We start from the raw sequence: 23,284 nt of genomic DNA, 5'->3' as shown, positions 1-23,284 counted from the left end.
ATGCCTGAGGGCGACACCGTCTGGAACACCGCCAGAGTCATCGAGAAAGCGCTTGTCGGCGACGTCCTGACCGGCTCCGACTTCCGGGTTCCCCGGCTGGCCACCGCCGACCTCGCCGGTTGGACGGTGGCCGAGTCGGCGAGCCGCGGCAAGCATCTGCTGCTGCGGTTCACCCGTGCGGGGGAGAAACCGCTCACCCTGCATTCGCACCTGCGGATGGAAGGCGCCTGGCGGGCGTACGCGCCGGGGGAACGCTGGACCGGCCGGCCCGCCCACCTGATCCGGGTGGTGCTGCGCTCGGCCCGCTCGGTGGCGGTCGGCTATCACCTGCACGAGGTCGAGCTGCTGCCGACGGCCGAGGAGGACCGACTTGTCGGGCACCTCGGGCCGGATCTGCTCGGCGACGACTGGGACCCGGCCGAGGCGGTGCGCCGGATCCAGGAGAACCCGGCGGCCAGCATCGCCGAGGCCCTGCTGGACCAGCGCAACCTGGCCGGGGTCGGCAACCTCTACAAGGCCGAGACGATGTTCCTGCGTGGACTGTGGCCGTGGACCCCGGTCTCCGAAGTGGCCGATCTCCGCAAGGTGGTCGAGTTGGCCCAGAAACTGGTCGCGTCGAACCGCGGTCGCTGGACCCAGACCACGACCGGCTCCCTGAGGCGCGGGGAAACCAGCTATGTCTACGGCCGGCGGGCCAAGCCGTGCCGCCGCTGTGCCACCGCGATCAGCAAGGCCGAGCAGGACGAGCGTGTCACCTATTGGTGCCCGCGCTGCCAGCCACGTCCTCAGGTCGCTCCATAGCGGCAGTGCGCTCCGGCCGGACCGAGGCCGCCGGGGGCCGTTTCAGCTCGGTCAACGCCTCGGCCAAGCCGCGCAACCGGTCGGTCGCGTCGATCAGGCTGGAGAGGGCCGGGTGGGCGCCCTCGGTGAGCGGGTGGCCGTCCTCGGCGACATAGCTGGCGGCCGCGGCGACCAGCCGCTCGAACGCGTCGACGCCGGTGGTGAACTGGTCGGCAAGACTCGCGTGGGACTGCTCGATGGCGGCGCGGCCCTCGACCGGCGTGATCGGGATGGCCCGCTCGATGCTTGCCACCCGCTGGCCGAGGTCACGCAGCCAGTGCTCGGCCGTGGCCGCCTCGAGCAGAGCGCCCTCGCCGGGGCCGGTCAGCCGGCCGGCCAGGCCGGTGAGCGTGGCCGAAGCGCGATCGAGGCGGTCCCACGCCAGGGCGACCGCCGAGCCGCGCAGGACGTAACGGTTCTTCTGCCGGCGCATCTCGTTCATCACCGAGCGCCCGGCCGGGAACCGCTCGATGGCGGCGGCCAGTCGCTGGCCGGTCAGGGCCGGGTCGGGTGCGGGCGGCGGCGGGGTGGCCGCCAGGGCACGATGATCGCTCCAACGCCACCAGGCCAGCGCGACCGAGGAACCGGCCGCACCCGCCCAGACGGCGTCGACGATGCCTATCCCCGAATAAGGAACGAGGACGGCGGCGGCCGCGGTCAGGCCCCCACCCATGACGCTCCACCGCCGCGCTGAGCCGCGCAGCCGCCGGAGCCGGCGGAAATACCTGGTCCGCTCGTCCACCGTCGCCCTCCCCGTCCGTTACAAGAAGATCAGCCCGCCGCGGAGGTGTCGCCGCGCTTCTGGTTCATGCTGGCGCGGATCTCGTCGAGCCGGGCCACGCTCGCCGGATCGGCGGACGGTGCCTGCTCGACGGCCGGCTGAGCCGGTGAGGCGCCCAGTTTCTCGCCCGCCATGCTGGCCCGGATCTGGTCGAGCCGGGACGAACCGGCCAGGTCGAGGCTCGACTTCTGCACCTCGAGCATGCGGCCCTCGACCGAGTTGGAAGCCAACTCGGCACGGCCCATCGCGCTGGCGTAGCGCTGCTCGATCTTGTCGCGGACCTCGTCGAGCGAGGGCGTGTTGCCCGGCGCGGCGAGGGACGACATCGACTCGAGCGACTTGGCCACCGTCTCCTGCATCTTGGCCTGCTCGAGCTGGCTCAGCAGGCGGGAACGCTCGGCGATGCGCTGCTGGAGCACCATCGCGTTGTTCTCCACCGCCTTGCGGGCCTGACCGGCCGCGCCGAGAGCCTGGTCGTGGAGGGTCTTGAGATCCTCCATCGACTGCTCGCCGGAGACCAGCTGGGTGGCCAGCGTCTGGGCGGTCGACTCGTATTTCTGGGCCTCGGACTCGTTGCCGTCGGCCCGGGCCTTGTCGGCCAGGACGAGGGCCTGACGGGCCATGCCCTGCAGCTTCTCGACCTCGGACATCTGCCGGGACAGCTTCATCTCCAGCTGCCGCTGGTTTCCGATGACCGCAGCGGCCTGTTGGACGAGCGCCTGATGCTGGCGCTGGGCGTCCTCGATGGCCTGCTGGATCTGCACCTTCGGATCGGCGTATTCATCGATCTTCGCGCCGAAGAGCGCCATCATGTAACGCCAGCCCTTGACGAACGGGTTCGCCATCTCGCGGTATCCCCTCAATGTCGCTCAGTCTTCGGCGCCACCTGGATGGCGCGTGCATCCATCGTGTCAGCTCGGCGCCACCGGCGTCACGTGACCTCGGGGGGATCTCAGGGTCTCCCCCACGCCACGAGGCTACGCCGCGCGGCGCCTCAGGGTCGATCCCGGAAGGCCTTTGACGCCCCGAAAGGCTTTGAGAAAGGGCCGGACCGCCCCGAAGGCGATCCGGCCCTGAATTCTCTGCGGCCCTTATGCGGCATACACCACTTCGCGAGGCTTTCGCGTCGCGCGCAGTGTGGCCTTCAGTGGCGAATCCTGGCGGACCGAGACCGACACGTCTCCGTCGCGCTTCTTCTCTTCCATCGGCACCAACACGCCCTCCATCTCCTCGGCGAGCGAGAGCGTGTCGCTGACCTCACCCAGGAGCTCGGACAGACGGGCGCCGAGCGCCTCACAGATCGCGGCGAGAAGTTCGCTGGACGCTTCCTTCTGGCCGCGCTCGATCTCGGACAGGTACCCCAGGCTGACATTCGCGGCGGTGGACACCTCGCGCAGCGTGCGGTGCTGTCCCTGCCGGCGCGCCCGAAGTGCGTCGCCGATAACCCGGCGTAGCAGGACCATGGCACCTCCTCCTGCGGCGGGCCGCCGGCACACGCCGGAGGCTTCCCGCAACCGTACCCGTTGCCGGCGACGCCGACATCCCGCCCCGCCGAATTCCGGGACGCCCGGCGGCGGGGTATCGGTGCAACAGCCGAGATCACTGGGACATTCCCCAGCTCAGGCCGCCGACGACACCTCTTGCAGTTTCTCTGAGAGCAGACTCAGAACAGCCGTCACACTTTTGGTTCGGATGACCGCGCGATTACCTTCGAGTTTCAGTTCCCGTACCTCCGCGCCGGCCGGGCCGGCCACGGCCACATAGACGAGGCCGACCGGCTTGCCGTCCTGCGGCTCCGGTCCGGCCACCCCGGTCGTGGCGAGACCCCAGTCGGCCACGCAGCGTGTGCGTGCCCCGGCCGCCAGCGCCAGGGCGACATCCGGGTCGACCGGGCCCCGCTCGGCCAGGAGATCGGCCGGCACACCGGCCAGTCTTGCCTTCAATTCGGTGGCGTAGACCACGAATCCGCCCCGGAAGACCGCGCTCACCCCAGGGATCTCGACAAGGGTCGCGGCCACCAGCCCGCCGGTGAGCGACTCGGCAGTGGCCACCGTCTCGTGCCGTTCGACCAGGCGGGCGACCGCGGCGGCGGCGGCGACGCTGGTGTCCACAACCCGATCCTAGTGACGACGGCGCAGGCGCACTGCTTGTACTACATAGTCGGCTCCGGTCACCACGGTGACGATCAGGGCGGCGCCCATCAACCACGGCCCGACGACGTCGAACGGCTTCGGGACCGGCCACAGATACCAGGCGATGGCGGCGATCTGGAGCACCGTCTTGAGTTTCCCGCCGCGGCTCGCGGGGATGATTCCGTACCGGATGACCCACAGGCGCAGCAGCGTCACACCCCACTCACGAACCAGGATCGCGATGGTGACCCACCACGGCAGCCGGTCGTAGACGGAGAAGATGACGAGCGCGCTCCCGGTGAGCGCCTTGTCCGCGATCGGGTCGGCGATCTTGCCGAACGACGTGACCATCGACCAGCGCCGGGCGATCCAGCCGTCGACGAAGTCGGTCGCCGAGGCGAGACAGAAGACCAGGCAGGCGGCGATGCGCGGGCCGGTGCCGGACATCGACGAGGCGGCCACGATCACCACGAAGACCGGGACGAGGAAGATCCGCAGGACGGTGAGGATGTTCGCCGCGTTGTACGGCGACACCACCACCGGAGCGGGCTCGTCAGCCACGCTGTGACACCGGGGCCGCGTCGATCATCTCGACCGGTTCCGCGATCAGATCGACCCCCTCGGTGCCGGTGACCCGGGCCCGCACCAGGTCGCCCGGACGCAGGCCGGCGGACTCCCCGACGAGCGAGGTCGAGCCGTCCACCTCCGGGGCTTGGTGCTCGGCGCGGCCCTCGACCTCACCGCCGGCCACCGAATCGACGAGCACCTCGACGTACGACCCGAGCCGCTCCTCGGCGCGCTGCGTGCACAGCTCGTCGGCCAGGGAGACGACCTTGTCGTACCGTCGCTTGATCACGTCTTCCCGCACCTTGCCGGGCAGCCCGGCCGCCTCGGTGCCGTCCTCGTCGCTGTAGTCGAAGACGCCGATCGCGTCGAGCCGGGCCGCGCTGAGGAAGCGGATCAGCTCGTCGATGTCCTGCCGGGTCTCGCCGGGGAAGCCGACGATGAAGTTGCTGCGGGCGCCGGCCGTCGGCGCGAGCGCCCGAGCCGAGTCGAGCAGCTCCAGGAAGCGGTCGGTCGAGCCGAAACGGCGCATCCGGCGCAGCACCGGCTCGCTCGAATGCTGGAAGGACAGGTCGTAGTAGGCGGCGACGCCGGGCGTGGTGGCGATCACCTCGACCAGGCCGGGCCGGGTCTCGGCGGGCTGGAGGTAACTGGCCCGCACCCGGACGATGCCGTCGACCGCGGCCAGCTGCGGCAGCAGCTTCTCGAGCGCCCGCGGGTCGCCCAGGTCCTTGCCGTAGGACGTGCTGTTCTCGCTCACCAGCACCAGTTCGCGAACCCCGGTCCGGGCCAGCCACTCGGCCTCGGCCAGCAGCTCCTGCGGGTCACGCGAGACGAACGCGCCGCGGAATGCCGGGATCGCGCAGAACGAGCAGCGCCGGTCGCAGCCGCTGGCCAGCTTGAGCGAGGCGACCGGACCGGACTCGAGTCGGTGACGCAGCACCGGGCGCAGGTGGGCCGGGGTGTGCTCGTCGACCGTCGCCCGTTCCGGCGAGCCGTGTCCGGGGATGCCGATCTTCACGCCCTGGCGCTGCACGGGGGTGATCGGGAGCAGCTCACGGCGGTCGCGCGGGGTGTGCGCGTCGAACCGCTCGCCGGCCAGGACACCGTCGAGCCGGGCCGCGATGTCGGCGTAGTCGTCGAAGCCGAGCACCGCCTGCGCCTCGGGCAGGCTGTCGGCCAGCTCCTTGCCGTAGCGCTCGGCCATGCAACCGGCCGCGACCACCTTGGCCCCGGTGTCGGCAGCGGCCAGCAGGGTCTCGATCGAGTCCTGTTTCGCCTTCTCCACGAAGCCACAGGTGTTCACCAGAACCACGTCGGCACCGGAGGCATCGGTGCTCACCTGCCAGCCGCCCGCGTCGAGGCGCGCGGCCAGTTCCTCGGAGTCGACCTCGTTACGGGCGCAGCCGAGGGTGAGCAGAGCGACTTTGCGGGGGGAAGGGGTTACCGACACTCGGCCAAGGTTACCGGTCATCCGTGGGGTCGAGTCCTTCTGTACTACCTGTTGATGCCTACGCCGGCCTTTCGGCCGGCGTAGGCGTTGTCCGTCAGGCCATCGCGCGGAGCATGACCACCAGTTCACCGAGGTGATTCCGGCTGTTGTCGGTGTCCCACCCGTGCTCGGCGGCCTCCGGACCGGCAAGCGTCTCGACCGCCCGCAGGACCCAGCGCGCCACCTCACCGCGCGTCGGCTGCTCGATCCGCCCGAAGTTGAGGCCGATCGTGCTCGCGTACGTCTCGAACGTCTCCACCTGGGCCGGGTCGAGGTCCTTCATCACCCGCTCGGTGATGATCGACCAGCCCCGGCCGTTGGTGTACCAGTCCTCGTCGCGGTCATCGGTCACGATCGCTGACATCAGTCGTAGTCCTCACCAAGAATGATCAACTTGTTGAGCGGCTTCATCTTCGGATCCGCCGCCCACTTGTCGAGAGCCTCGAACACCGCGTCGATCTGTTTGCTCGTCGCGCCGGTCAGGTCCAGGACGGTGAAGTCGAAGCCGCTCTTCAAGTAGATGTGCTTCATGATCGACTTGAGCATGTCAGCTTCGTTGTATTTCGCGTTCGTCCAGCCGTTCGGCCCGCCGACCGCATCGTAGACACGGCCCTTCTCGTCGATGAAGTCCGGACCGTTGGTCTCGACGAAGCCCCGCAGTTGCCCGCCGTTCCAGTCGCGCTGGGCCATGAGTCGCAGCGCCGTGCCCGGCTCGTCACCCTTGAGCTCGGTGATGTCGCAGAACAGACCGCCGGCTTTGTTGTGGACCAGGATCGCCTCGGCGCCGGCGAACACGTAGTACGTGTGCACCGCCTCGACCGTCAGGTCGTACATCGCCTGGTCGCCCGGGAAGGTACGCACGTCGGCGACCTCGGCGAGGGAGCCGCTGCCGGTGCGCAGCAGGTGGCCGGGCCGCAGGTCGGCGGCATCGGTCCAGAGGCGGCTGGTCTCCTCCCAGAACAGGTGGTGCGCCGTGGTGTGGATGGTGGCGCCGTCGGTCAGCACCACGTCCGCGAGGTCGGTGTCCTGATTGCGGTACACCGAGGTGACCGGCTGGTCCGAGCTCTCCCCGGTGAGCGGGTCGGTGGCGCGCACCAGGTCGCCGATCTGGATCTCGGCGATCGGCCGGGTGGTGCCGTCGGCGAGCAGCACCGGGGTCTCGGCCGTGAAGCTGTTGCCGCCACCGCAGCCGGAGACCAGCTCCTTGAGCTTCGGCAGCGCCGGCATCTCGCCGATGCCGCGCAGCGCGTTCTCGACCTCGTCCAGGCCGTGGATGTCGACGGCCTTGAGGAACTTGTCGATCTCGTCCGGCGTGAAGTCGAACTTGAGCTTCGTGTCGACCTTCAGATCGAGCAGCTTGGCCACGTTTATCGTGCCGAGCTTCTTGACCGCGGTCTCGATCGTCTCCCGCCCGAACAGCAGGGTCGCGGCGGTGACGTCGTCGCGGAGCAGCTTGCCGAGGTTGCTGAACTTGCCGGCCTTCATCGCCTTGCCGGCCGCCCCGATGCCGGGGATGGCCAGCGACCCCACGTCGACCAGAGTCATGCCGAGGGCCTTCTGCCAGTTCTTGCCCCACTCGTCCCAGTGCACGAGGTCGGGGATGATGTTCTCCGGGTGGGCGAACATCTGCTTGACCCCGGTGATCAGGGCGTCGCAGGTCTTGTCCGAGTTGGGGAAGATGCTGACGTCCGGAACCGAATAGGCGTCGCCGGCCGCCGCGTTCGGGCCGATCGCGCAGTTGCCGATCAGCCACATGCTGTTGACGTTGTCGAGGAACGTCTCCATCGCGCCCTTGGCGATGTCACCGCCCCACGGCAGCTTGCTGAGCGCCTTGTCGCTCTGCGTCTTGAGCCAGCGCTGCCACTCCGTCTCGCGCGCCTGCTGCTCGGCGTTGTAGGCCTCCCACATCGCCTCCTGCAGGTTCTTCGGCAGCCGGCCGATCTCCTTGGCGACGTTGTGGATGGCGTTGGCCATGTTGATGGCGCTGGTGCCCATCAACTCGGTCGTGTCCGCGTACTTGCCGGCGTTGGTCGCGGCGTTCTGCGCCTGCGTGGAGTAGGCCTTCGCCGAGTTGTAGGCCTGCCGCGCGGTGCCGGCGTCGTAGTTGGCCTGCGACGCCATCTGGTCCGCGGCGGCCGCGTAGTAGGCCGCCTTCTGGTCCCACTGCGCGGCTTCCTGGGCGGCCGCCGCGGCGGCCTGGGCTTCCTTGCGCGCCCCGTCGGCGGCGGCGATCGCGGCCTTGCTGGCCTTGACCGCGCGCTCGGCCGCGGCAGCCGCCTTCTGCGCGGCCACGAAGGCCGGCTTGACCTGCGCCTCGGCCTTGGTGGCCTGCTCCTCGGCGTGCACCGCGGCGGCGGCCGCGTCGGCGGCGTGCCGCTCGGCGGCGGCGCTCTGCTCGGCACCGATGGACAGCGCGTCGGTCGCGATGAAGAACGCCATCGCGGCGTCGTTGTCGGTGTCCGCGTAGACCGAGGAGACGTCGATGGCGGTGGCCGCCGGCTCGGCGATCGCGATCGCCGAGACCCGCGCGTTCAGCGCCGCGCGTCCCGCGACCGCCGCCTGGAACGTGGCGATGCCCGACTGTCGGACCGACTCGTCGGCGGAGCGGCTGGTCAGCTCGGCGTCCGCCTTCGCGGCGACCGCGTGGTTCATCGCCTTGCGGGCCGTGTTGACCGCCGCGAGAGCCAGCTCGTTGGCCTTCTTCGCGTCCGCGATGGCGATGTTCGCCGCGTCGGCGGCGGCCACCGCGGCCTGGTGCGCCGCCCGTGCCTCGTCGGCGGCGGCCCGCGCCTCGGCTCCGGCCGCCGCGGCGGCAGCGGCCGCCCGTCGCGATGCCTCGCCGGCCGCCTCCACCGCGGCCGCGGCGTCATCGGCGTAACCCTGCGCCGAGTCGGCCGCCGACCGGGCGGCGGTGGCCTCGGAACCGAGCCGCTCCGCGTCCCGCCGGATCTGGGCCTCCTCCTCCGGACCGGGGCAGCCGGCCGGGGCGGGTGCGTCGGGGTGCTTGCAGTTGACCTCCACCGCCAGCTTGCGCGCCTCGGCCGCCTGCGCCTCGAGTTCCTTGGACTTGGCGTTGCGATAGGAGACCTGGGCGCGCTTCAGGATGTCCTGGGCGACCGCGGCCTTCTTGGCGAACCGGTCGTTGGCCGCGACCGCGTCCGCGTAGAGCGGTTGCGAGGCTTCGTACTTAGCCTTGGCGACGTCCTGCTGGGCGATCGCCCGGAGGGCGGCGTCGCGGGCCCGAAGCTGCTGCTCGACGGCTACCGCGGCGGCCGAGCGCGCCTCGTCGCGGTAGTTGCGGGCGTTGTAGTAGTGGTCCTCGGCGTCCTGCGCGTGGTCCTTGGCCTCGTCCGCCTTCTGCTCGGCGCGCAGCCGCTGCTTGTGCGCGTCGGCCTCGGCGGCCTGCGCGGCGACGGCCAGCTTCTCCGCCTGCACCGCCAGCCGCTCGGCGGCGGCCTGCTCCTTCTCGGCGGCCTGGCGGTACTTCACCGCGTTGTTCGCCTCGACGGTGGCGTTGCGGTCGGCATCCAGCGTCTTGGCCGCCGCCTCGGTGGCCTCGGCCGCGTGGCACGCGGTCTCGGCGGCCTGCATGGCGGCGGTGGCAGCCCCGGACTGGGCCTGCATGACCTCGGCCCAGTCGACCCCGTTGGACAGTCCGGTCGAGACCAGCGTCCGCGCGGCGGTGTCGGCGACCCCGGCGTGGGCGGTCACCTGGGCGGCACGGCGGGCGGTGGTGGCCGACTCGGCGCACGCGTCGGAGCGCAGCCGGGTCAGGTCGGCGGTGTGCGTCTGGCCGCCCGACCGGCGGATCGGCAGGTCCGCCGCGTAGACCGCGTCGGCCTGCTTGGCGTATCGGTTGACCAGGCCCATCGAGTTGGCCGTGACGGTCAGCTCGGAGGTCGCCGAGACGCTCGAGGTGATGATCTGCTTCTGCGCGTCGGCCGCCGTGGTGGCCTTCTGCGCCAGGTCGGCGAGGTCCGAGACAGCCTTCGCGCGGACCGCGAGGGCCTGTTCGATCGCCTGCTGGGCGGCCGTGTCCCGGGCGCCGGCCTCCTTGTAGCCGGTGTTGTAGAACTCGGCGATGACCGCCGGGTCCTCGCTCTCCAGGGCCTGCACCGCGCCCGCGTGCACCTCGTAGCCGCCCTGGGTGGCGATCTGCTCGACCCGCGCCTTGATCGTCTTGGCCTGCTCGGCCGCGGTGATCACCTGCTGCGCGTCGGCCGCCTCGGCGGCGGCATGCCCGATCGTGACGAAGTCGGCGATCTTGTTGTCGTTCTTGCTGGCCAGGGCCGCGGCCGCGCGCTCGCGCACGATCGGTCCGCCGCTCCCGGCCCACTCCTGCACCAGGGCCTTGTTCTCGGCCGCGACGACCTTCTTGCGGGTGTCGGCGGCCTTGCGGTAGATCGGCAGGCCGTTGTCGAGGAAGTCCCGGATCTTCACCGGGTCGTTGCCGGCGAGCACGGCCTGAGCGGCGGCGCGCACCTCGGCGTCCTCGTCGTAGTCGGCGAGATCCTGCACGAGCATCCGGTCGAGCTCGTCCTCGTCGATGCCGGTGAAGGGGGCGATCTCGGTGACCCCGGCGGTCGCCGCCGGGGCCTTCGTCGGCGCGGCCTTGGCCTCAGCCGGCGCGACAAACGACGCTAAAAGGGCAGCAAGAACTATGGCGAAGACTTTTGTAAGCACGAAAGTCGTCCTCAGACCGTCGGGATCGCGGTGGCGCTGTCCCGCGCCGACTGCTCCAGCCCGGTCCACACCCGCGCCTGTTCCTGCGCCCAGGCCAGCTCGTCGTTCCACGAGGTCTGGGTGCCCGCGGCCTGGCCGGCGATGGTCGGCCAGTCCTGCCGGGTGGTCGCACCGACCGCGAAGTCGTGCACGGCGGCCCACGCCTGGGCCTGCGACGCGGCGAGGTTCTGGTTGGCCGTCCAGGTCTCCTGGGTCGCCGCGGCCACCCCGGCGGCGGTGTTCCAGGCCAGCTTGGCCTCCTCGGCCGCTTTCGCCTTGGCCGCCTCCGACGCCTGCTCGTAGGCCTGCTGGGCGGCCTGCGCCGAGACCACCAACTGGTCGAGGCGGTGCCGGTAGGTCGCCTCCTGCTCGGTCAGGTTGATCCGGAACGCCTGCACGTCGCACGCGGCCGCGCTCGACCAGGAGTACTTGAAGAACTCGGCGATGTCGTCATTGGTGCCGCGCTGGAGGGCCCGGACGGCGGCCGCCTTCACCCACGCGCCGGACGCGTGCTCGGACAGGTCGGTGACGTACTGCCGATCCAGGGCGTCCTGCTCGGCGGCGTGCGCGACGGGCGAGTGCTTGGCGTCGAGCGCCTGCGCCTCGGCCAGGCCGGTGCGCACGTAACGGTCCTTCTCGTCGAGCGTTCCGTACTGCGCACGCTTGGCGGTCATGTTCACGTACGGCGAGGTGGCCGGGGTGGACGTCAGGATCGCCCGGGAGATGATCAGGTCGTTGCGGGACGCGTTGGTGCTGGCCCGCGCGCGGGCCAGCTCGTAACCGCCGCCGGTGCTCAGGAACAGCGTCACCGCGTTCGGCACGTCACTGGTCAGGGCGTTCCACGCGGCTGTCCGCACCTCCCAGCGCGGGTCCTTGTCGGCGAGCCGGCGCACCAGCGTCCGGTACCGATCCTCGGCCGGATCGGTGGCGGCGGTGACGACGAACGACACACCGGTCGATGCGGGCGCGGCCACCGCGGCGGTGCCGGCGGACAGGGTCAACGCGACCGCGGGAATGACCAGAAGGGCAGCAGAAAGCCGAGACATACTCTCCCCCGAGAGACGGCGACGTGCCTGGCACGGCGCACATTTAGAGCAGCTGATTCGATGACCGTGAATGGTGGTCGCACATTCATACCAGGAAGTCGGCGGCCATGGTGCCCCGCTCGACGGGGTGCAGCACGACGGCGAAACGTGCTCTACATTGAGGATTGTTCAGGGCGGTGGAGACCGAGCCGCTGACGTGCGGCACCGTGCCACGTGAGGTCGGCCCTGAATAACCCTCATTGACTGCCGTCGCTTCGACAGAAGCAATTCTCACGGGGAGAAACTGTGTCGAAAAACATGCGGGCCGCCGCGCATCTGTTGATTGCCGGTGTCACCGCCACCGCTGTCTGGTCGACGGCCCTGGCCGCACCGGCCGCCGCCGCCGAACCGGCCACCACGGCCGCCGCGTCCATCGTGGCCGACCCGACGAACCTCGCCACCGACGAGGACAAGGTCAAGGCCGCCGCCGCGCTCGGCCTCAACCCGGGCATCGACATGCTGGTGCTCGACGACCAGGCGTTCGTGCTGTCGCTGTGGCGCCAGGCCAAGCCGGACACCTTCGTCCAGGGCGCCGCGTTGCGCGCGTACGACGACTCCGACCCGCAGGCCGCCTACCAGTTCATCACCGCCGGGGTCTTCGCCGCCGCCGCCGACGACGCGCAGGCCGAGATCGCCGCCGAGCGGGCCAAGGCGCTGCGCCGCTCGGTCGCCGTGATCGTCGGGCTCGACCCGGCCGAGACCGCCCTGATCGAGCTGACCGACCTCAACTTCATCATCGAGGTGTGGGAGCGCGCCGAGGCCGGCAGCTTCGTCAAGGCCGCCGCCGAGCAGGCGATCAAGGGCACCCGGACCGAGTGGACGGCGTTCCTGACCACCGGCGCCGCGGCCGCCGAGGACCTCGACGTCAAGAAGAAGCTCGAGGACGCCACCGCCGAGGAGGCCGCCGAGCTCAAGGCCGAGCAGCTCGCCGCGGCCAAGCGGTCGCTGCTGCAGCTCCTGCTGCTGCCGGTGACCGAGGAACTGGTGAACGCCCCCAACCGGCAGTACGTCCTGCACGTGCTCAACAACGCCAAGGGCACCGAGGTGAAGCTGGCCGCCCAGGCCGCGGTGAACGCCACCGACCTCGAGACGGCGCTGTCCGACTTCATCTTCACCGGCGGCGCGACCGCCAACGGCAAGGACGAGGCCGCCGCCGCGGCCAAGGAGCTGGCCGGCTACAAGGCGCAGGTCACCGCGATCCGCGACGCGGCCGTGCTCGACTCCTGGCTGCCCGACCTGGTCGCCGCGGCCGATCAGGCGCTCACCACCGGCACCCTGTTGTCACTGCAGACGTTCCTGCTCAAGGGCCAGGACGAGGCCCGCGCCAAGGACAAGAAGTCATGGGCGGGACCGGCCCTGTCCGGCACCCGGATCGGCGTCCTGCACACCGACGGCACCGCGTACGTCAAGGACGGCTCCGTCTCCGCGACCGGCGGCTGGGCCAAGGAATACCCGGGCGTCAAGCAGCTCGTCCTGGCCGGTGACCGGATCGGCGTGCTGACCGCCGACGGCACCGCGTACGTCAAGGACGGCAGCCTCAGCGCCCCCTGGGCCAAGGAGTACACCGGCGTCAAGCAGCTGGCCCTGGCCGGCGACCGGATCGGCGTCCTGACCACTTCGGGCAACGCCCTGGTCAAGGAGGGCGCGCTCAACGCCGCCTGGTCGACGCAGCACACCGGCATCAAGCAGATCGCCCTGACCACCACCCGGGTCGGCGTCCTGACCACCGGCGGCGTCGCCTATGTCAAGGAGGGCGCGCTCAACACCGCCTGGGCGAACGAGAAGAGCGGCGTCACCCAGCTCGCACTGTCCGGCAACCGGATCGGCGCGCTGGCCACCGACGGCATCGCCTGGGTCAAGGAAGGCACGCTCAGCGCGAGCTGGGTCAACGAGCGCGCCGGCGGCAAGCAGCTGGTGCTCGCGGGCGACCGGATCGGGGTGCTGGCCAATGACGGCGTCGCCTGGGTCAAGGACGGCGCGCTCAACGCGGCCTGGGCCAACGAACAGACCAATGTGGTCAAGCTGGCCCTGGACGCGAACCGGATCGGCGTCCTGCGTGGCGACGGCACGGTCTACGTCAAGGACGGCGTGCTGAGTGCCGGCTGGTACACCCAGATGAACGTGGGCCCGCTCAGCTGATCAGGGATCGACGCGAAGGTCGGCCAGCGTGGCTTCCAGCTCGTCCGGCTTGATCAGCACCTCACGGGCCTTACTGCCCTCGGTCGGCCCGACGACCCCACGGTTTTCCATGAGGTCCATCAGCCGGCCGGCCTTCGCGAACCCGACACGCAGTTTGCGCTGCAGCATCGACGTCGACCCGAACTGGCTCGTCACCACCAGTTCGATCGCCTGCACCAGCAGATCGAGGTCGTCGCCGATCTCCTCGTCGATCTGCTTCTTCTTGCTCGGCGGCGCGTCGGTGACACCCGGACGGAACTCCGGTTCGCGCTGTTCCTTGCAGAACTCGACGACCGCCGCGATCTCCGTCTCGTCGACCCAGGCACCCTGGATGCGCGTCGGCTTGGAGGCACCCATCGGCAGGAAGAGACCGTCACCGCGGCCCAGCAGTTTCTCGGCGCCGGGCTGATCGAGGATGACCCGCGAGTCGGCCAGCGACGACGTCGCGAACGCCAGGCGGGACGGCACATTGGCCTTGATCAGACCGGTGACCACGTCGACCGACGGACGCTGGGTGGCCAGCACCAGGTGGATGCCGGCGGCGCGGGCGAGCTGGGTGATGCGGACGACGGAGTCTTCCACGTCACGCGGCGCCACCATCATCAGGTCGGCGAGCTCATCGACGATGACCAGCAGATAAGGGTACGGCTTCATCTCCCGCTCGCTGCCCGGCGGCGCCGTGATCTCGCCGCTGCGCACCTTGCGGTTGAAGTCGTCGACGTGCCGGACCCCGTTGGCGGCGAGGTCGTCGTAGCGCATGTCCATCTCGCTGACGACCCACTCGAGCGCGTCGGCGGCCTTCTTCGGGTTGGTGACGATCGGCGTGACGAGGTGCGGGATCCCCTCGTACGCGGTCATCTCCACCCGCTTCGGGTCGACCAGCAGAAGGCGTACCTCATCGGGTGTCGCCCTGGTCAGCAACGACACCAGGATCGAGTTGAGGCAGGAGCTCTTGCCGGCGCCGGTGGCGCCCGCGATCAGGATGTGCGGCATCTTGGCCAGGTTGGCCACGACGAAGCCGCCCTCGATGTCCTTGCCGAGCGCGACCACCATCGGGTGGTGGTCACTGGTGGCGGCCCGCGAGCGAAGCACGTCGCCGAGCGAGACGTTCTCCGGGTCGGTGTTGGGGATCTCCACGCCGACCGCGCTCTTGCCCGGAATCGGGCTGAGGATGCGCACGTCGGGCGACTTCACCGCGTACGCGATGTTGCGGGAAAGCTGGGTGATGCGCTCGACCTTGACGCCCGGTCCGACCTCGACCTCGTAGCGCGTCACGGTCGGGCCGCGGGTGAAGCCGGTGACCACGGCATCGACGTTGAACTGCTCGAACACCCCGGTGAGGGCGGCCATGATCTCGTCGTTGGCGCGGCTGCGGGCCTTCGCCGGGGTGCCCTCGGCGAGCAGCGACGGCGGCGGCAGCCGGTAGTCGCCGGCCACCGCGGAGATCTCCAGCTGCTCGGCCCGGGTGGGTGGGGCCGGCGTGTGCTCGGGCGGGGCGGGCGGCTTCTTGCGGCTGGCCGGCACCTTCGGCAGCGGCACGACATCGTGCAGGATGTCGTCGTCCTCGGCGGGCTCCTCGGGGGCCAGGCCGATGTCGGCGAGCGAGCCCGGCCGGCGGCGCGTCGAGCGGCGGGGCTTCGGTTCCTCGTCCTCGGCCTCCAGCTCGAGGTCGTCGGCGTCCAGCTCGGGCAGCGGCGCGCTCTCGGTCGGCCGCCCGGCCAGCACGTCGACAAGCAGCATCAGCCGTTCCGGGATCCGGTTGATCGGCGTCGCCGTGATCACCAGAACACCGAAGACGAAGAGCAGGACCAGCAGGGGTACGGCCACCCAGGCGGTAACCGCGCTCTGGAGCACCCCGCCGACCGCATAGCCGAGCAGGCCACCGGCCCGGTCCAGGGCAAGGTCGTCGGCCGGCTGCTGACCGATGTGCAACAGCGCCGCGGTGGCCACGATGAGCGCGCCCCAGCCGACCAGGCTGCGGCCACGGTGTTCGGGGTCGCCCGGCTGGCGCATCAGCCGCACCGCGCCGTAGAGCAGCAGCAGCGGCAGGAAGACCGCGAGTCCACCGAAGAACAGGCGCACCGCGTCGGCGAGCCATTTGCCGACGGGACCCGCGCTGCCGCCCCAGACCGCGACCGCGATCAGGATGGCGAGGCCGAGCATGAGCAGCCCGGCACCGTCGCGGCGGTGCTCGGGGTCGATCTCCTTGGCGGTGGCCGCCTGTTTGCCGACGCCGCGGGCGACCCAGCCGACGCTGTGCGCCACGCCCATCCAGAGGGCGCCGACGCCGCGGCCGACCCCGGTGGCGACGGCCGAGCCCATCGACGGGCGGGCGCGACTGGCCGACGGGCGGCGGGCGGGGGCTTTCTTGCGGGCCGGTTGCCGAGCCGGCTGCCGGGCCGGTTGGCGGGCACGCGTGCTCGCGGAGCCGCGCGGTGTGCTGCGGCCCCGGCTCGCCGGAGGAGTTCGGCCCGCCATGCGTTACACCGTAGCGTCGATACGCACAGCGAACGTGAAGGCGCGCAGGCCCTCTTTCCCGGCGACGGCGGCCTAGGCTAGGGCGCGTGCAGGCTTTGACCCACGAAATGATCAAGTCGGTGCTGGACAAGCACGGTTACACCTACATGGTCGATGCCGACGGCGATGTGGTCGGCAACTTCCAGGGCAACCTCATCTATTTCTTCCAGATCGGCGACCACGGCGAGATGCTCCAGGTGCGCGCCATGGTGCAGCACGTCTTCGGGATGGAGGAGGTGACCAGGCTCTACGAGTTCTGCAACTCCTGGAACCACGACCGGCTCTGGCCCAAGGCCTACGTCCACATCCAGGACGACGGTGTGGTCAACGTCATCGGCGAGGTGCTGGCCGACTGGGAGCACGGCGTCAGCGACGAACAGCTCGATCAGGTGATGATCTGCGGGATCGCGACGGGCTGTCAGCTCTCCGACGCCGTCGCGCTGCTACGGCAGCACCCACCCATGAGCTGAGCACCACCAGCGCGGCCACGGCCTGCGCCGCCCGCTCGTGCCCGACCGGATAGAAGACGCCGGCCACGTGGTTGTCGAGGAAGCCGCCGGTGTGCGCGGGCCAGCCGGCGTGCGCTCGGCCCCGGTCCTCGACCCAGGTGAGCGGGCAGGGCAGGCTCGCCGCCACCACCAGCACGAGCCAGCCGGCCGCCGCGATCTGCAGCCACAGCAGCCACGGCCGGCGCCACGCGGCGAAGCCGCCGAGAATGCCCAGGGCCAGAAACGCGAAATGCGCGGCCACGGCGACACCGACGACGGCTTCCCAGAACATCACCCGTTCACGGTACGACGGCTGTCACCCCCGGCAGGAGGGGTGGCAGCCGTCGTGGCCGTCAGGGGGCGCTGAACCCCAGGGTGTACGCACCGGCGCCGGCCGACGCCACCACCACGTACCGGTAGGTGCCGGAGCGCACGTTCGCGCTCAGGGTCTTGTCGCCGTTGCCGGTGGCCTCGGCGACCGTGCGGAAGCCGCGGTCGGTGAGGCGCTGCAGGGCCAGGTCGAAGTCGGCCCCGGCCGGGGCGTCGAGGCAGGCGGTCTGCCGGCCGGCGTTGGCCCGGAAGGCCCCGCCGTTCGGCTGGGCCTGCGCGGCACCGGCCTGGATGTCGCCGGTCCGGGCGACCTGCTGGTCGGTGCAGTCACCGGCCGACTCGGCCGAGTCGGTGGCCTCGCCGCCGCCCGCACCGCTGCCCTCCTGGGTGACCAGGGTCAGGTTGTCGGTCGCCAGGATCTCGTTGACCGGCTGGAAGAACGTCTCGCCGCCGACCGTGCAGTCGCCGGAACCGCCGGAGGTGACGCCCTGGGCCTGGTCGCCGGAGAGCCACGGGCCGCCCGAGTCGCCGCCCTCGGCGCAGACGTTGGTCCGGGTGAGGCCGGTGACCTGGCCCTCCGGGTAGACCACCGTCTGGTTCTTGGCGAGGATCGAGCCGCAGCGGGTGCCGGTCGTCGAACCGGAGCGGCAGATCGCCGCGCCGACCGGGGCCTCGGTGCTGCCGGCCACCGGCAGTTCGTTGCCCTCGAAGTCGTTGACCACGGCGCGCGGCGTGAAGCCCGCGCCGACCTTGACGAAGCCCATGTCGGCGTTGCCCGGGAAGACCGACGCCGCCACCGTGCCCTGGGCCGTGCCCTGGGCGTTGGCGAACGTCTTGTCACCGACCGCGCCGCAGTGGCCGGCGGTCACGAAACCGCCCTCCACCGAGAAACCGACCGAGCACCGCGCGGTGCCGCCGTCGACCGCGATGAAGTACGCGTCGGCGCCCCGGATGTCGGCAAGCGTCTTCGGCCTGGCCGAGCTGGTCTTCACGGTGACGGCGTCGCTCTTGACGCCGGCGTTGGTCGCCCATTGCCTGGCCGCGTCCGCCGCACCCGGAGTGGCCACCACGACGACCTTGTTCGTCGCCACGTCCACGTACCAACCGGTGATGCGCTTGCCCGCGTCGGCCGCGTCGAGCTTCTCCTTGGCCGAAACCAGCGCCTGCTCGCTGCGCTTGACCAGCACCGGGACCGCACCGGCCTGCTTCACCGCCGCCACCGAACCGGAGTCGGTGACCGCGATCTTCAGCGTGGTGCCGTCGGTCGCCAGCCACGCCCCGCCGAAATCGGCGCCGGTCTGGGCCCGGAGTTTGGCCGAAACCCCACTCGCCCAGGCCGATCGTTTGAGGCGGGCTGCCGCCTGGTCGCTGTCCACGCCGAGGTCCCGGGCCATGGCCGCAAGGATCTGCGGGGCCACGTCGGACTTCGCGGACGCGGCCTTGCCGGCAGACGGTGCGGTGCCGGCCATGGAGGGCAGGGTGAAAGCCACTGCCGCTCCGGCCGCCGCCACGACCGCCGCCGCCACGGCGATCCTGCTGCGCTGCATCTGAGGTACTCCCCTCGCCACGGGTGCCGTGGGGGCGGCACCGTGACCTGAGATACGGACCTCGGATGTGGATGGTTGAAAAAGATTGCTGTGAATCAGACTTCTACGACAGTCGGCACGATCATCGGCCGGCGCCGGTACGCGTCGTTCACCCAGCGGCCGACCGTCCGGCGCACCACCTGCTGAAGCTGGTGGGGGTCGGTGATGCCGTCCTCGGCCGACCGGTGCAACGCGGCGGTGAGCAGCGGGATCACCGGACTGAACGCTTCCGGGTCCTCGCTGAAGCCCTTGGCCGAGATGCTCGGCTCGCCGACCACCTTGCCGGTGACCGAGTCGATCACCACGGTGGCCGAGATGAAGCCGCCGTCGCCGAGAATGCGCCGCTCGGTGAGCAACGACTCGCTGACGTCGCCGACCGCGAGGCCGTCGACGTAGACGTACCTGTTCGACACCCGGCCCACGTGTCGGGCATGCCCCTCGACCAGGTCGACGACATCACCGTCCTCGCAGAGCACCACCCGGTCGGCGGCCACCCCCGACTCGATGCCGAGCTGGGCGTGCGCACGCAGGTGCCGCCACTCGCCGTGCACCGGCATGAGGTTGCTCGGGCGTACCACGTTGAGCAGGAACAGCAGCTCGCCGGCCGGGGCATGGCCGGAGACATGCACCTTTGCCGTCTCCTTGTGGATCACGGTGGCTCCGGCCCGGGAGAGCCGGTTGATCACCCGGTAGACCGAGGTCTCGTTGCCCGGCACCAGCGAGCTGGCAAGCACGACCGTGTCACCGGTCTCGATGGTGATGTGCCGGTGGTCGCCGGTGGCCATCCGGCCGAGCGCGCTCATCGGCTCGCCCTGCGATCCGGTCGACATGAAGACGATCTCGTCGGCCGGCATGTTGGTGGCCTCGTCCAGGCTGACCAGCAGGCCGTCGGGCACGTTCAGCAGGCCGAGGTCGCGGGCGATGCCCATGTTGCGGACCATCGAGCGGCCGATCAGGGCGACCTTGCGGTCGTACTCCCAGGCAGCGTCGAAGACCTGCTGCACGCGGTGCACGTGGGAGGCGAAGCTGGCCACGATGATCCGGCCGCGGGCCTTGCCGAAGATCCGGCTGAGCACCGGGCCGATGTCGCGCTCCGGGGCCACGAACCCGGGCACCTCGGCGTTCGTCGAGTCGGAGAGCAGCAGGTCGACACCCTCGGCCCCGAGCCGGGCGAACCCGGCCAGGTCGGTGATGCGGCCGTCCAGCGGCACCTGGTCCATCTTGAAGTCGCCGGTGTGCAGCACCAGACCGGCCGGGGTGCGCACGGCCACCGCCAGCGCGTCCGGGATCGAGTGGTTGACCGCGAAGAACTCGCACTCGAACGGGCCGAGCCGCTCGACGCCGCCCTCCCGCACGGTCAACGTGTAGGGGTCCAGGCGCCGCTCGGCCAGCTTGGCCTCGACCAGCGCGAGCGTGAACTCGCTGCCCACCAGCGGGATGTCCGCCTTGTGGGCGAGAAGGTAGGGCACGGCCCCGATGTGGTCCTCGTGGCCGTGGGTGAGCACGATCGCCTGGATGTCGTCGAGGCGATCGAGGATCGGATTGAAGTCGGGCAGGATCAGATCGACACCCGGCTGCTCGACGTCGGGGAAAAGCACCCCGCAGTCGATGATCAGCAACTTTCCGTCGAATTCCAGCACGGTCATGTTGCGGCCGATGGCGCCCAGCCCACCGAGCGGGATGACGCGCAGGGCGCCGTCCGGCAGCGGTGGTGGCTGATCCAGCTCCACGTGAGCTTGACTCATTCGCGTCTTTCTTTTCAGAGGACGATGCCGGCTGCGGCCGCGTCCTCGCGCAACTGGTTCAGTTCGTCGTCGCCCGCCTCCACCAGCGGTGACCGGACCGGACCGGCGGGCAGTCCCTTCGCCCGCAGACCCGCCTTGACCAGCATGGTGCCGGGCGCCCGGAAGATGCCGGTGAACAGCGGCAATGCCTGCCGGTGCAGTTCCAGCGCGGCGACGACGTCGCCCCGCTCGTATGCCCCGATCATCTCCTTGGCGATCGGCCCGGTGAAGTGGGTCGAGGTGCCGACCAGCCCGACTCCGCCGACCGAGAGCAGCGGCAGGGTGGCCGCGTCGTCGCCGGAGTAATAGGCCAGGTCGGTGCGGCTGGTCACCCACGAAGAGGCGATCAGGTCACCCTTGGCGTCCTTGACCGCCACGATCCGGTCGTGGTCGGCGATCCGGCACATGGTCTCGGTGGCGACCGCCGTGCCGGCCCGGTGCGGGATGTCGTAGACCATGATCGGCAAGCCCACCGAGTCGGCCACGGTCAGGAAATGCCTGGCCACGCCGGCCTGCGGGGGCTTGTTGTAGTAAGGCGTCACCACCAGGAGCCCGTGTGCGCCCGCCTTCTCCGCGGCGTGCGCGAGCTCCACCGTGTGGGCGGTGTTGTTGGTGCCCACCCCGGCCACCACCCGGGCCCGGTCGCCGACCGCCTCGACGACCGCGCGGAGCAGGGTGTCTTTCTCCGCGTCGGTGGTCGTTGGCGACTCACCGGTGGTGCCACTGATCACGAGCGCGTCGTTGCGCTGCTCATCGACCAGATAGGTGGCCAGTTTCGCCGCGCCTTCGGCGTCGAGGGAGCCGTCCTGGGCGAACGGGGTGACCATGGCGGTCAACAGCCGTCCGAAGGGTCGCGGGTCGTGCGTCATACCCCACAACCTATCGGACGCACCGCTCAGACGTAGAAAGCGGTGAACGGGGCCCAGGGCAGGTTACGCAGGACGCTCCAGACGCCCCACACCGCCACGAACGCGATCATCACGCCCGGGCTGATGGTGAGCTGCGGCAGTTTCCAGTTGAACAGCCGCTTGCCGGCCCACGCGACGTACATGTAGAGCAGGAACGGCACCGCGAACGTGAAGAGCAGGTGGTGCCGGGCGGCGGCCGGGATGTCGCCGTGCAGCAGGTACCACGCCGCTCGGGTGCCGCCGCACCCCGGGCAGACGAACCCGGTGGTGTATTTCAGCAGGCAGGTGGGGGCGTCACCGGCCCCGGCGTCGGCCGGATGGGTGGCCAGCGTGTAGCCCACCGCACCGCCCATGCACACCAGCATGGCCACCGGCGCGGCCCAGATCGGCGACCTGGTCCAGACCCGCTGGACGAAACGGGTGACCGGGTCGGGGCGGGGTGGCGGATACCACCCCGGGGGCAGAGCCGGGCCCTGCACCGCCGGCAGGTCCGGGCCTCCGAGTGCCGCGTTCATGCCGGTCACGCTACACCCGCGAGGGCAGCCGCCAGCGGGCCAGCGAAGTCGCCCCGCTCCGGGCTCTCCACCGCCGTCAGCCCCAGCCAGCCGGCCAGCCGGTGCAGCTCGGCGGCGAGCGCCCCGGCGGTCTCGGCGGGGTCGGCGCCCGGCTCGAGCCACGCCGCCGGGATGCGCAGCACGCCGGCCTTGCGATCGGCCTTGAGGTCGACCCGGGCGGCGAATCGATCACCCAGCAGGAACGGCAGAACGTAGTAGCCGTAGAGCCGCTGCGCCGCCGGCACGTAGATCTCGATGCGGTAGTTGAGGTCGAACAGCCGCTCGGTGCGCTCCCGCTCCCAGATCAGCGGGTCGAACGGGCTGACCAGGGTGGCCGCCCGCACCCACCGGGGAAGCTTCGCCTCGGCATGCAGATAGGCCGGTGGTTTCCAGCCGCGCACCGACACCGGGCTGAGCACCTTGTCCTCCACCAGCTCGGCCACCGCCTGCTTGAAGCCCTCGACCGGCAGCCGGAAATAGTCACGCAACTCCCGCTCGGCGGCCACCCCCAGCGCCCGGGCGGACAACTCGACCAGCGCCCGGATCGCGTCGGTATAGGCCGGGGTCGGCGCGTTGAGCACCGCCGCCGGCAGCACCCGCTCGGGCAGGTCGTAGCGCCGGGCGAACGACGTGGTGCGCTCGGCCGCGGTCACCTGCCCGGAGAAGAACAGCCACTCCATGGCCTGCTTGACCACCGACCAGTTCCACCCCCAGTTGTCCTTGTTGCGAGGGGTGTCCTGCTCGAGCTCGGCGGCCGTGATCGGCCCCCGCTGCCGCACCGCGTCGAGCACGTCGGCGACCAGGTCGGGCTGCTCGCGCACGATGCGCGTCATGCTGCCCCAGGCGAAATCGGCGGCCTGGGCCATCCGCCATCGGAACAGCGGCTGCAGATCGGTCGTGATCAGCGACGCCTCATGCCCCCAGAACTCGAACAGCTCCCGGGGCTTGCGATAGGCCGCCCGCTCGAGCAGGTCGACCGGATAGGGACCGAGCCGGCTGTAGAGCGGCATGAAATGGGCGCGCTGCAGCACATTCACCGAGTCCATCTGGATCAGATGGAGCCGCCGCAGCACGCGACGAAGGTGGCGCATGTCGGTCGCGCCGCCCGGTGGCGGGTCGGTGAAGCCCTGAGCCGCCAGCGCGATGCGCCGGGCCTGAGCGACGGAAAGCTGTTCGGGTGCCATCGAGGAGCACGTTAGAGCAGAGGTACGACAATTCTCGGGCAAGCCGCTCCCGTGGACGGCCCAGGAAAGCGTTTACTCGGATTTCGGCACACACCTGAGGCACAACTGGCTGAGTCGCGGTCCGCGTGGCCTCTGTAGG

The 23,284-nt window shown here is 70.5% G+C and carries 19 protein-coding genes; 3 read left to right on the top strand and 16 right to left on the bottom strand.

Translation table 11 applies throughout. The features are described 5' to 3' along the window. Positions 1-801: a DNA-formamidopyrimidine glycosylase family protein gene (locus Afe05nite_RS05340; protein WP_203815839.1), complete on the top strand. Its 801-nt coding sequence runs from the start codon at positions 1-3 to the stop codon at positions 799-801. Here Afe05nite_RS05340 and pspM read toward each other — a convergent pair. The 9 genes from pspM to Afe05nite_RS05295 form a co-directional block, all read right to left on the bottom strand. After that, positions 752-1,582, bottom strand: a complete 831-nt coding sequence (gene pspM / locus Afe05nite_RS05335; protein WP_203815838.1) for a phage shock envelope stress response protein PspM — start codon at positions 1,580-1,582, stop codon at positions 752-754. The genes Afe05nite_RS05340 and pspM overlap by 50 nt on opposite strands. Positions 1,583-1,611: 29 nt before the next feature. Continuing rightward, positions 1,612-2,466 (bottom strand): PspA/IM30 family protein, encoded by an 855-nt coding sequence (locus tag Afe05nite_RS05330; protein WP_203815837.1) that lies wholly within the window; start codon positions 2,464-2,466, stop codon positions 1,612-1,614. A 246-nt stretch (positions 2,467-2,712) separates the two neighbouring features. Next, positions 2,713-3,084: a helix-turn-helix domain-containing protein gene (locus Afe05nite_RS05325; RefSeq protein ID WP_203815836.1), complete on the bottom strand. Its 372-nt coding sequence runs from the start codon at positions 3,082-3,084 to the stop codon at positions 2,713-2,715. Between the two features lie 156 nt (positions 3,085-3,240). Next, complete coding sequence (locus Afe05nite_RS05320; protein WP_203815835.1) at positions 3,241-3,732, bottom strand: CinA family protein; 492 nt, start codon at positions 3,730-3,732, stop codon at positions 3,241-3,243. A 9-nt stretch (positions 3,733-3,741) separates the two neighbouring features. Beyond that, complete coding sequence (gene pgsA / locus Afe05nite_RS05315) at positions 3,742-4,314, bottom strand: CDP-diacylglycerol--glycerol-3-phosphate 3-phosphatidyltransferase (protein ID WP_203815834.1); 573 nt, start codon at positions 4,312-4,314, stop codon at positions 3,742-3,744. Continuing rightward, positions 4,307-5,791 carry a 30S ribosomal protein S12 methylthiotransferase RimO gene (gene rimO, locus Afe05nite_RS05310; RefSeq protein WP_203815833.1) on the bottom strand — a complete coding sequence of 495 codons (1,485 nt, stop codon included), beginning with the start codon at positions 5,789-5,791 and terminating at the stop codon, positions 4,307-4,309. The genes pgsA and rimO overlap by 8 nt, the downstream gene beginning before the upstream one ends. A gap of 73 nt (positions 5,792-5,864) precedes the next feature. Further along, complete coding sequence (locus Afe05nite_RS05305) at positions 5,865-6,173, bottom strand: hypothetical protein (RefSeq protein ID WP_203815832.1); 309 nt, start codon at positions 6,171-6,173, stop codon at positions 5,865-5,867. Next, positions 6,173-10,492: a polymorphic toxin-type HINT domain-containing protein gene (locus Afe05nite_RS05300; protein WP_203815831.1), complete on the bottom strand. Its 4,320-nt coding sequence runs from the start codon at positions 10,490-10,492 to the stop codon at positions 6,173-6,175. Before Afe05nite_RS05300 ends, Afe05nite_RS05305 begins: the two co-directional genes overlap by 1 nt. 11 nt (positions 10,493-10,503) lie before the next feature. Continuing rightward, positions 10,504-11,577, bottom strand: a complete 1,074-nt coding sequence (locus Afe05nite_RS05295; RefSeq protein ID WP_203815830.1) for an ALF repeat-containing protein — start codon at positions 11,575-11,577, stop codon at positions 10,504-10,506. A gap of 285 nt (positions 11,578-11,862) precedes the next feature. Between Afe05nite_RS05295 and Afe05nite_RS05290 the strand changes: the two genes are divergently transcribed. Continuing rightward, on the top strand, positions 11,863-13,755 hold the full coding sequence (locus Afe05nite_RS05290) for a VCBS repeat-containing protein (RefSeq protein ID WP_203815829.1): 1,893 nt from the start codon (positions 11,863-11,865) through the stop codon (positions 13,753-13,755). On the opposite strand, the gene Afe05nite_RS05285 is transcribed toward Afe05nite_RS05290, so the two are convergent. Next, a complete protein-coding gene (locus Afe05nite_RS05285) occupies positions 13,756-16,272 on the bottom strand; it encodes an FtsK/SpoIIIE family DNA translocase (RefSeq protein WP_203815828.1) in 2,517 nt (838 codons plus the stop codon). Positions 16,273-16,358: 86 nt separating this feature from the next. Here Afe05nite_RS05285 and Afe05nite_RS05280 point away from each other — a divergent pair, with 86 nt between their 5' ends. Next, positions 16,359-16,781 carry a YbjN domain-containing protein gene (locus tag Afe05nite_RS05280; protein WP_307835626.1) on the top strand — a complete coding sequence of 141 codons (423 nt, stop codon included), beginning with the start codon at positions 16,359-16,361 and terminating at the stop codon, positions 16,779-16,781. Here Afe05nite_RS05280 and Afe05nite_RS05275 read toward each other — a convergent pair. The 6 genes from Afe05nite_RS05275 to Afe05nite_RS05250 all read right to left on the bottom strand — a co-directional run bounded on the left by Afe05nite_RS05275 (position 16,678) and on the right by Afe05nite_RS05250 (position 23,145). After that, positions 16,678-17,091, bottom strand: coding sequence for a DUF2784 domain-containing protein (locus Afe05nite_RS05275; RefSeq protein ID WP_239117597.1), 414 nt, complete (start codon positions 17,089-17,091; stop codon positions 16,678-16,680). The genes Afe05nite_RS05280 and Afe05nite_RS05275 overlap by 104 nt on opposite strands. A 61-nt stretch (positions 17,092-17,152) precedes the next feature. Continuing rightward, the gene (locus tag Afe05nite_RS05270) at positions 17,153-18,676 is read right to left on the bottom strand and encodes a S1 family peptidase (RefSeq protein ID WP_203815826.1); all 1,524 of its coding nucleotides are present in this window, start codon (positions 18,674-18,676) and stop codon (positions 17,153-17,155) included. Between the two features lie 95 nt (positions 18,677-18,771). Then, positions 18,772-20,460 carry a ribonuclease J gene (locus Afe05nite_RS05265; RefSeq protein WP_203815825.1) on the bottom strand — a complete coding sequence of 563 codons (1,689 nt, stop codon included), beginning with the start codon at positions 20,458-20,460 and terminating at the stop codon, positions 18,772-18,774. A 14-nt stretch (positions 20,461-20,474) separates the two neighbouring features. After that, positions 20,475-21,368, bottom strand: coding sequence for a 4-hydroxy-tetrahydrodipicolinate synthase (gene dapA, locus Afe05nite_RS05260; protein ID WP_203815824.1), 894 nt, complete (start codon positions 21,366-21,368; stop codon positions 20,475-20,477). A 26-nt stretch (positions 21,369-21,394) separates the two neighbouring features. Beyond that, a complete protein-coding gene (locus Afe05nite_RS05255) occupies positions 21,395-21,922 on the bottom strand; it encodes a DUF2752 domain-containing protein (RefSeq protein ID WP_203815823.1) in 528 nt (175 codons plus the stop codon). 5 nt (positions 21,923-21,927) lie between these two features. After that, a complete protein-coding gene (locus Afe05nite_RS05250) occupies positions 21,928-23,145 on the bottom strand; it encodes a winged helix-turn-helix domain-containing protein (protein ID WP_203815822.1) in 1,218 nt (405 codons plus the stop codon). Positions 23,146-23,284 lie beyond the last annotated feature (139 nt).

The organism is Paractinoplanes ferrugineus (genome assembly GCF_016862195.1).
GTDB lineage: Bacteria > Actinomycetota > Actinomycetes > Mycobacteriales > Micromonosporaceae > Actinoplanes > Actinoplanes ferrugineus.
The sequence above is the reverse complement of the archived record's forward strand: the minus strand, read 5'-3'. Positions and strand labels throughout refer to the sequence as shown.

Bases quoted from the DNA above. Each gene is read 5' to 3' on its own strand.
- Afe05nite_RS05275 (WP_239117597.1), bottom strand. From the start codon at position 17,091: ATGTTCTGGGAAGCCGTCGTCGGTGTCGCCGTGGCCGCGCATTTCGCG.
- Afe05nite_RS05285 (WP_203815828.1), bottom strand. From the start codon at position 16,272: ATGGCGGGCCGAACTCCTCCGGCGAGCCGGGGCCGCAGCACACCGCGC.
- Afe05nite_RS05340 (WP_203815839.1), top strand. From the start codon at position 1: ATGCCTGAGGGCGACACCGTCTGGAACACCGCCAGAGTCATCGAGAAA.
- Afe05nite_RS05295 (WP_203815830.1), bottom strand. From the start codon at position 11,577: ATGTCTCGGCTTTCTGCTGCCCTTCTGGTCATTCCCGCGGTCGCGTTG.
- Afe05nite_RS05330 (WP_203815837.1), bottom strand. From the start codon at position 2,466: ATGGCGAACCCGTTCGTCAAGGGCTGGCGTTACATGATGGCGCTCTTC.
- Afe05nite_RS05270 (WP_203815826.1), bottom strand. From the start codon at position 18,676: ATGCAGCGCAGCAGGATCGCCGTGGCGGCGGCGGTCGTGGCGGCGGCC.
- dapA (WP_203815824.1), bottom strand. From the start codon at position 21,368: ATGACGCACGACCCGCGACCCTTCGGACGGCTGTTGACCGCCATGGTC.
- Afe05nite_RS05255 (WP_203815823.1), bottom strand. From the start codon at position 21,922: ATGAACGCGGCACTCGGAGGCCCGGACCTGCCGGCGGTGCAGGGCCCG.
- Afe05nite_RS05265 (WP_203815825.1), bottom strand. From the start codon at position 20,460: ATGAGTCAAGCTCACGTGGAGCTGGATCAGCCACCACCGCTGCCGGAC.
- Afe05nite_RS05250 (WP_203815822.1), bottom strand. From the start codon at position 23,145: ATGGCACCCGAACAGCTTTCCGTCGCTCAGGCCCGGCGCATCGCGCTG.
- rimO (WP_203815833.1), bottom strand. From the start codon at position 5,791: ATGACCGGTAACCTTGGCCGAGTGTCGGTAACCCCTTCCCCCCGCAAA.
- Afe05nite_RS05325 (WP_203815836.1), bottom strand. From the start codon at position 3,084: ATGGTCCTGCTACGCCGGGTTATCGGCGACGCACTTCGGGCGCGCCGG.
- Afe05nite_RS05305 (WP_203815832.1), bottom strand. From the start codon at position 6,173: ATGTCAGCGATCGTGACCGATGACCGCGACGAGGACTGGTACACCAAC.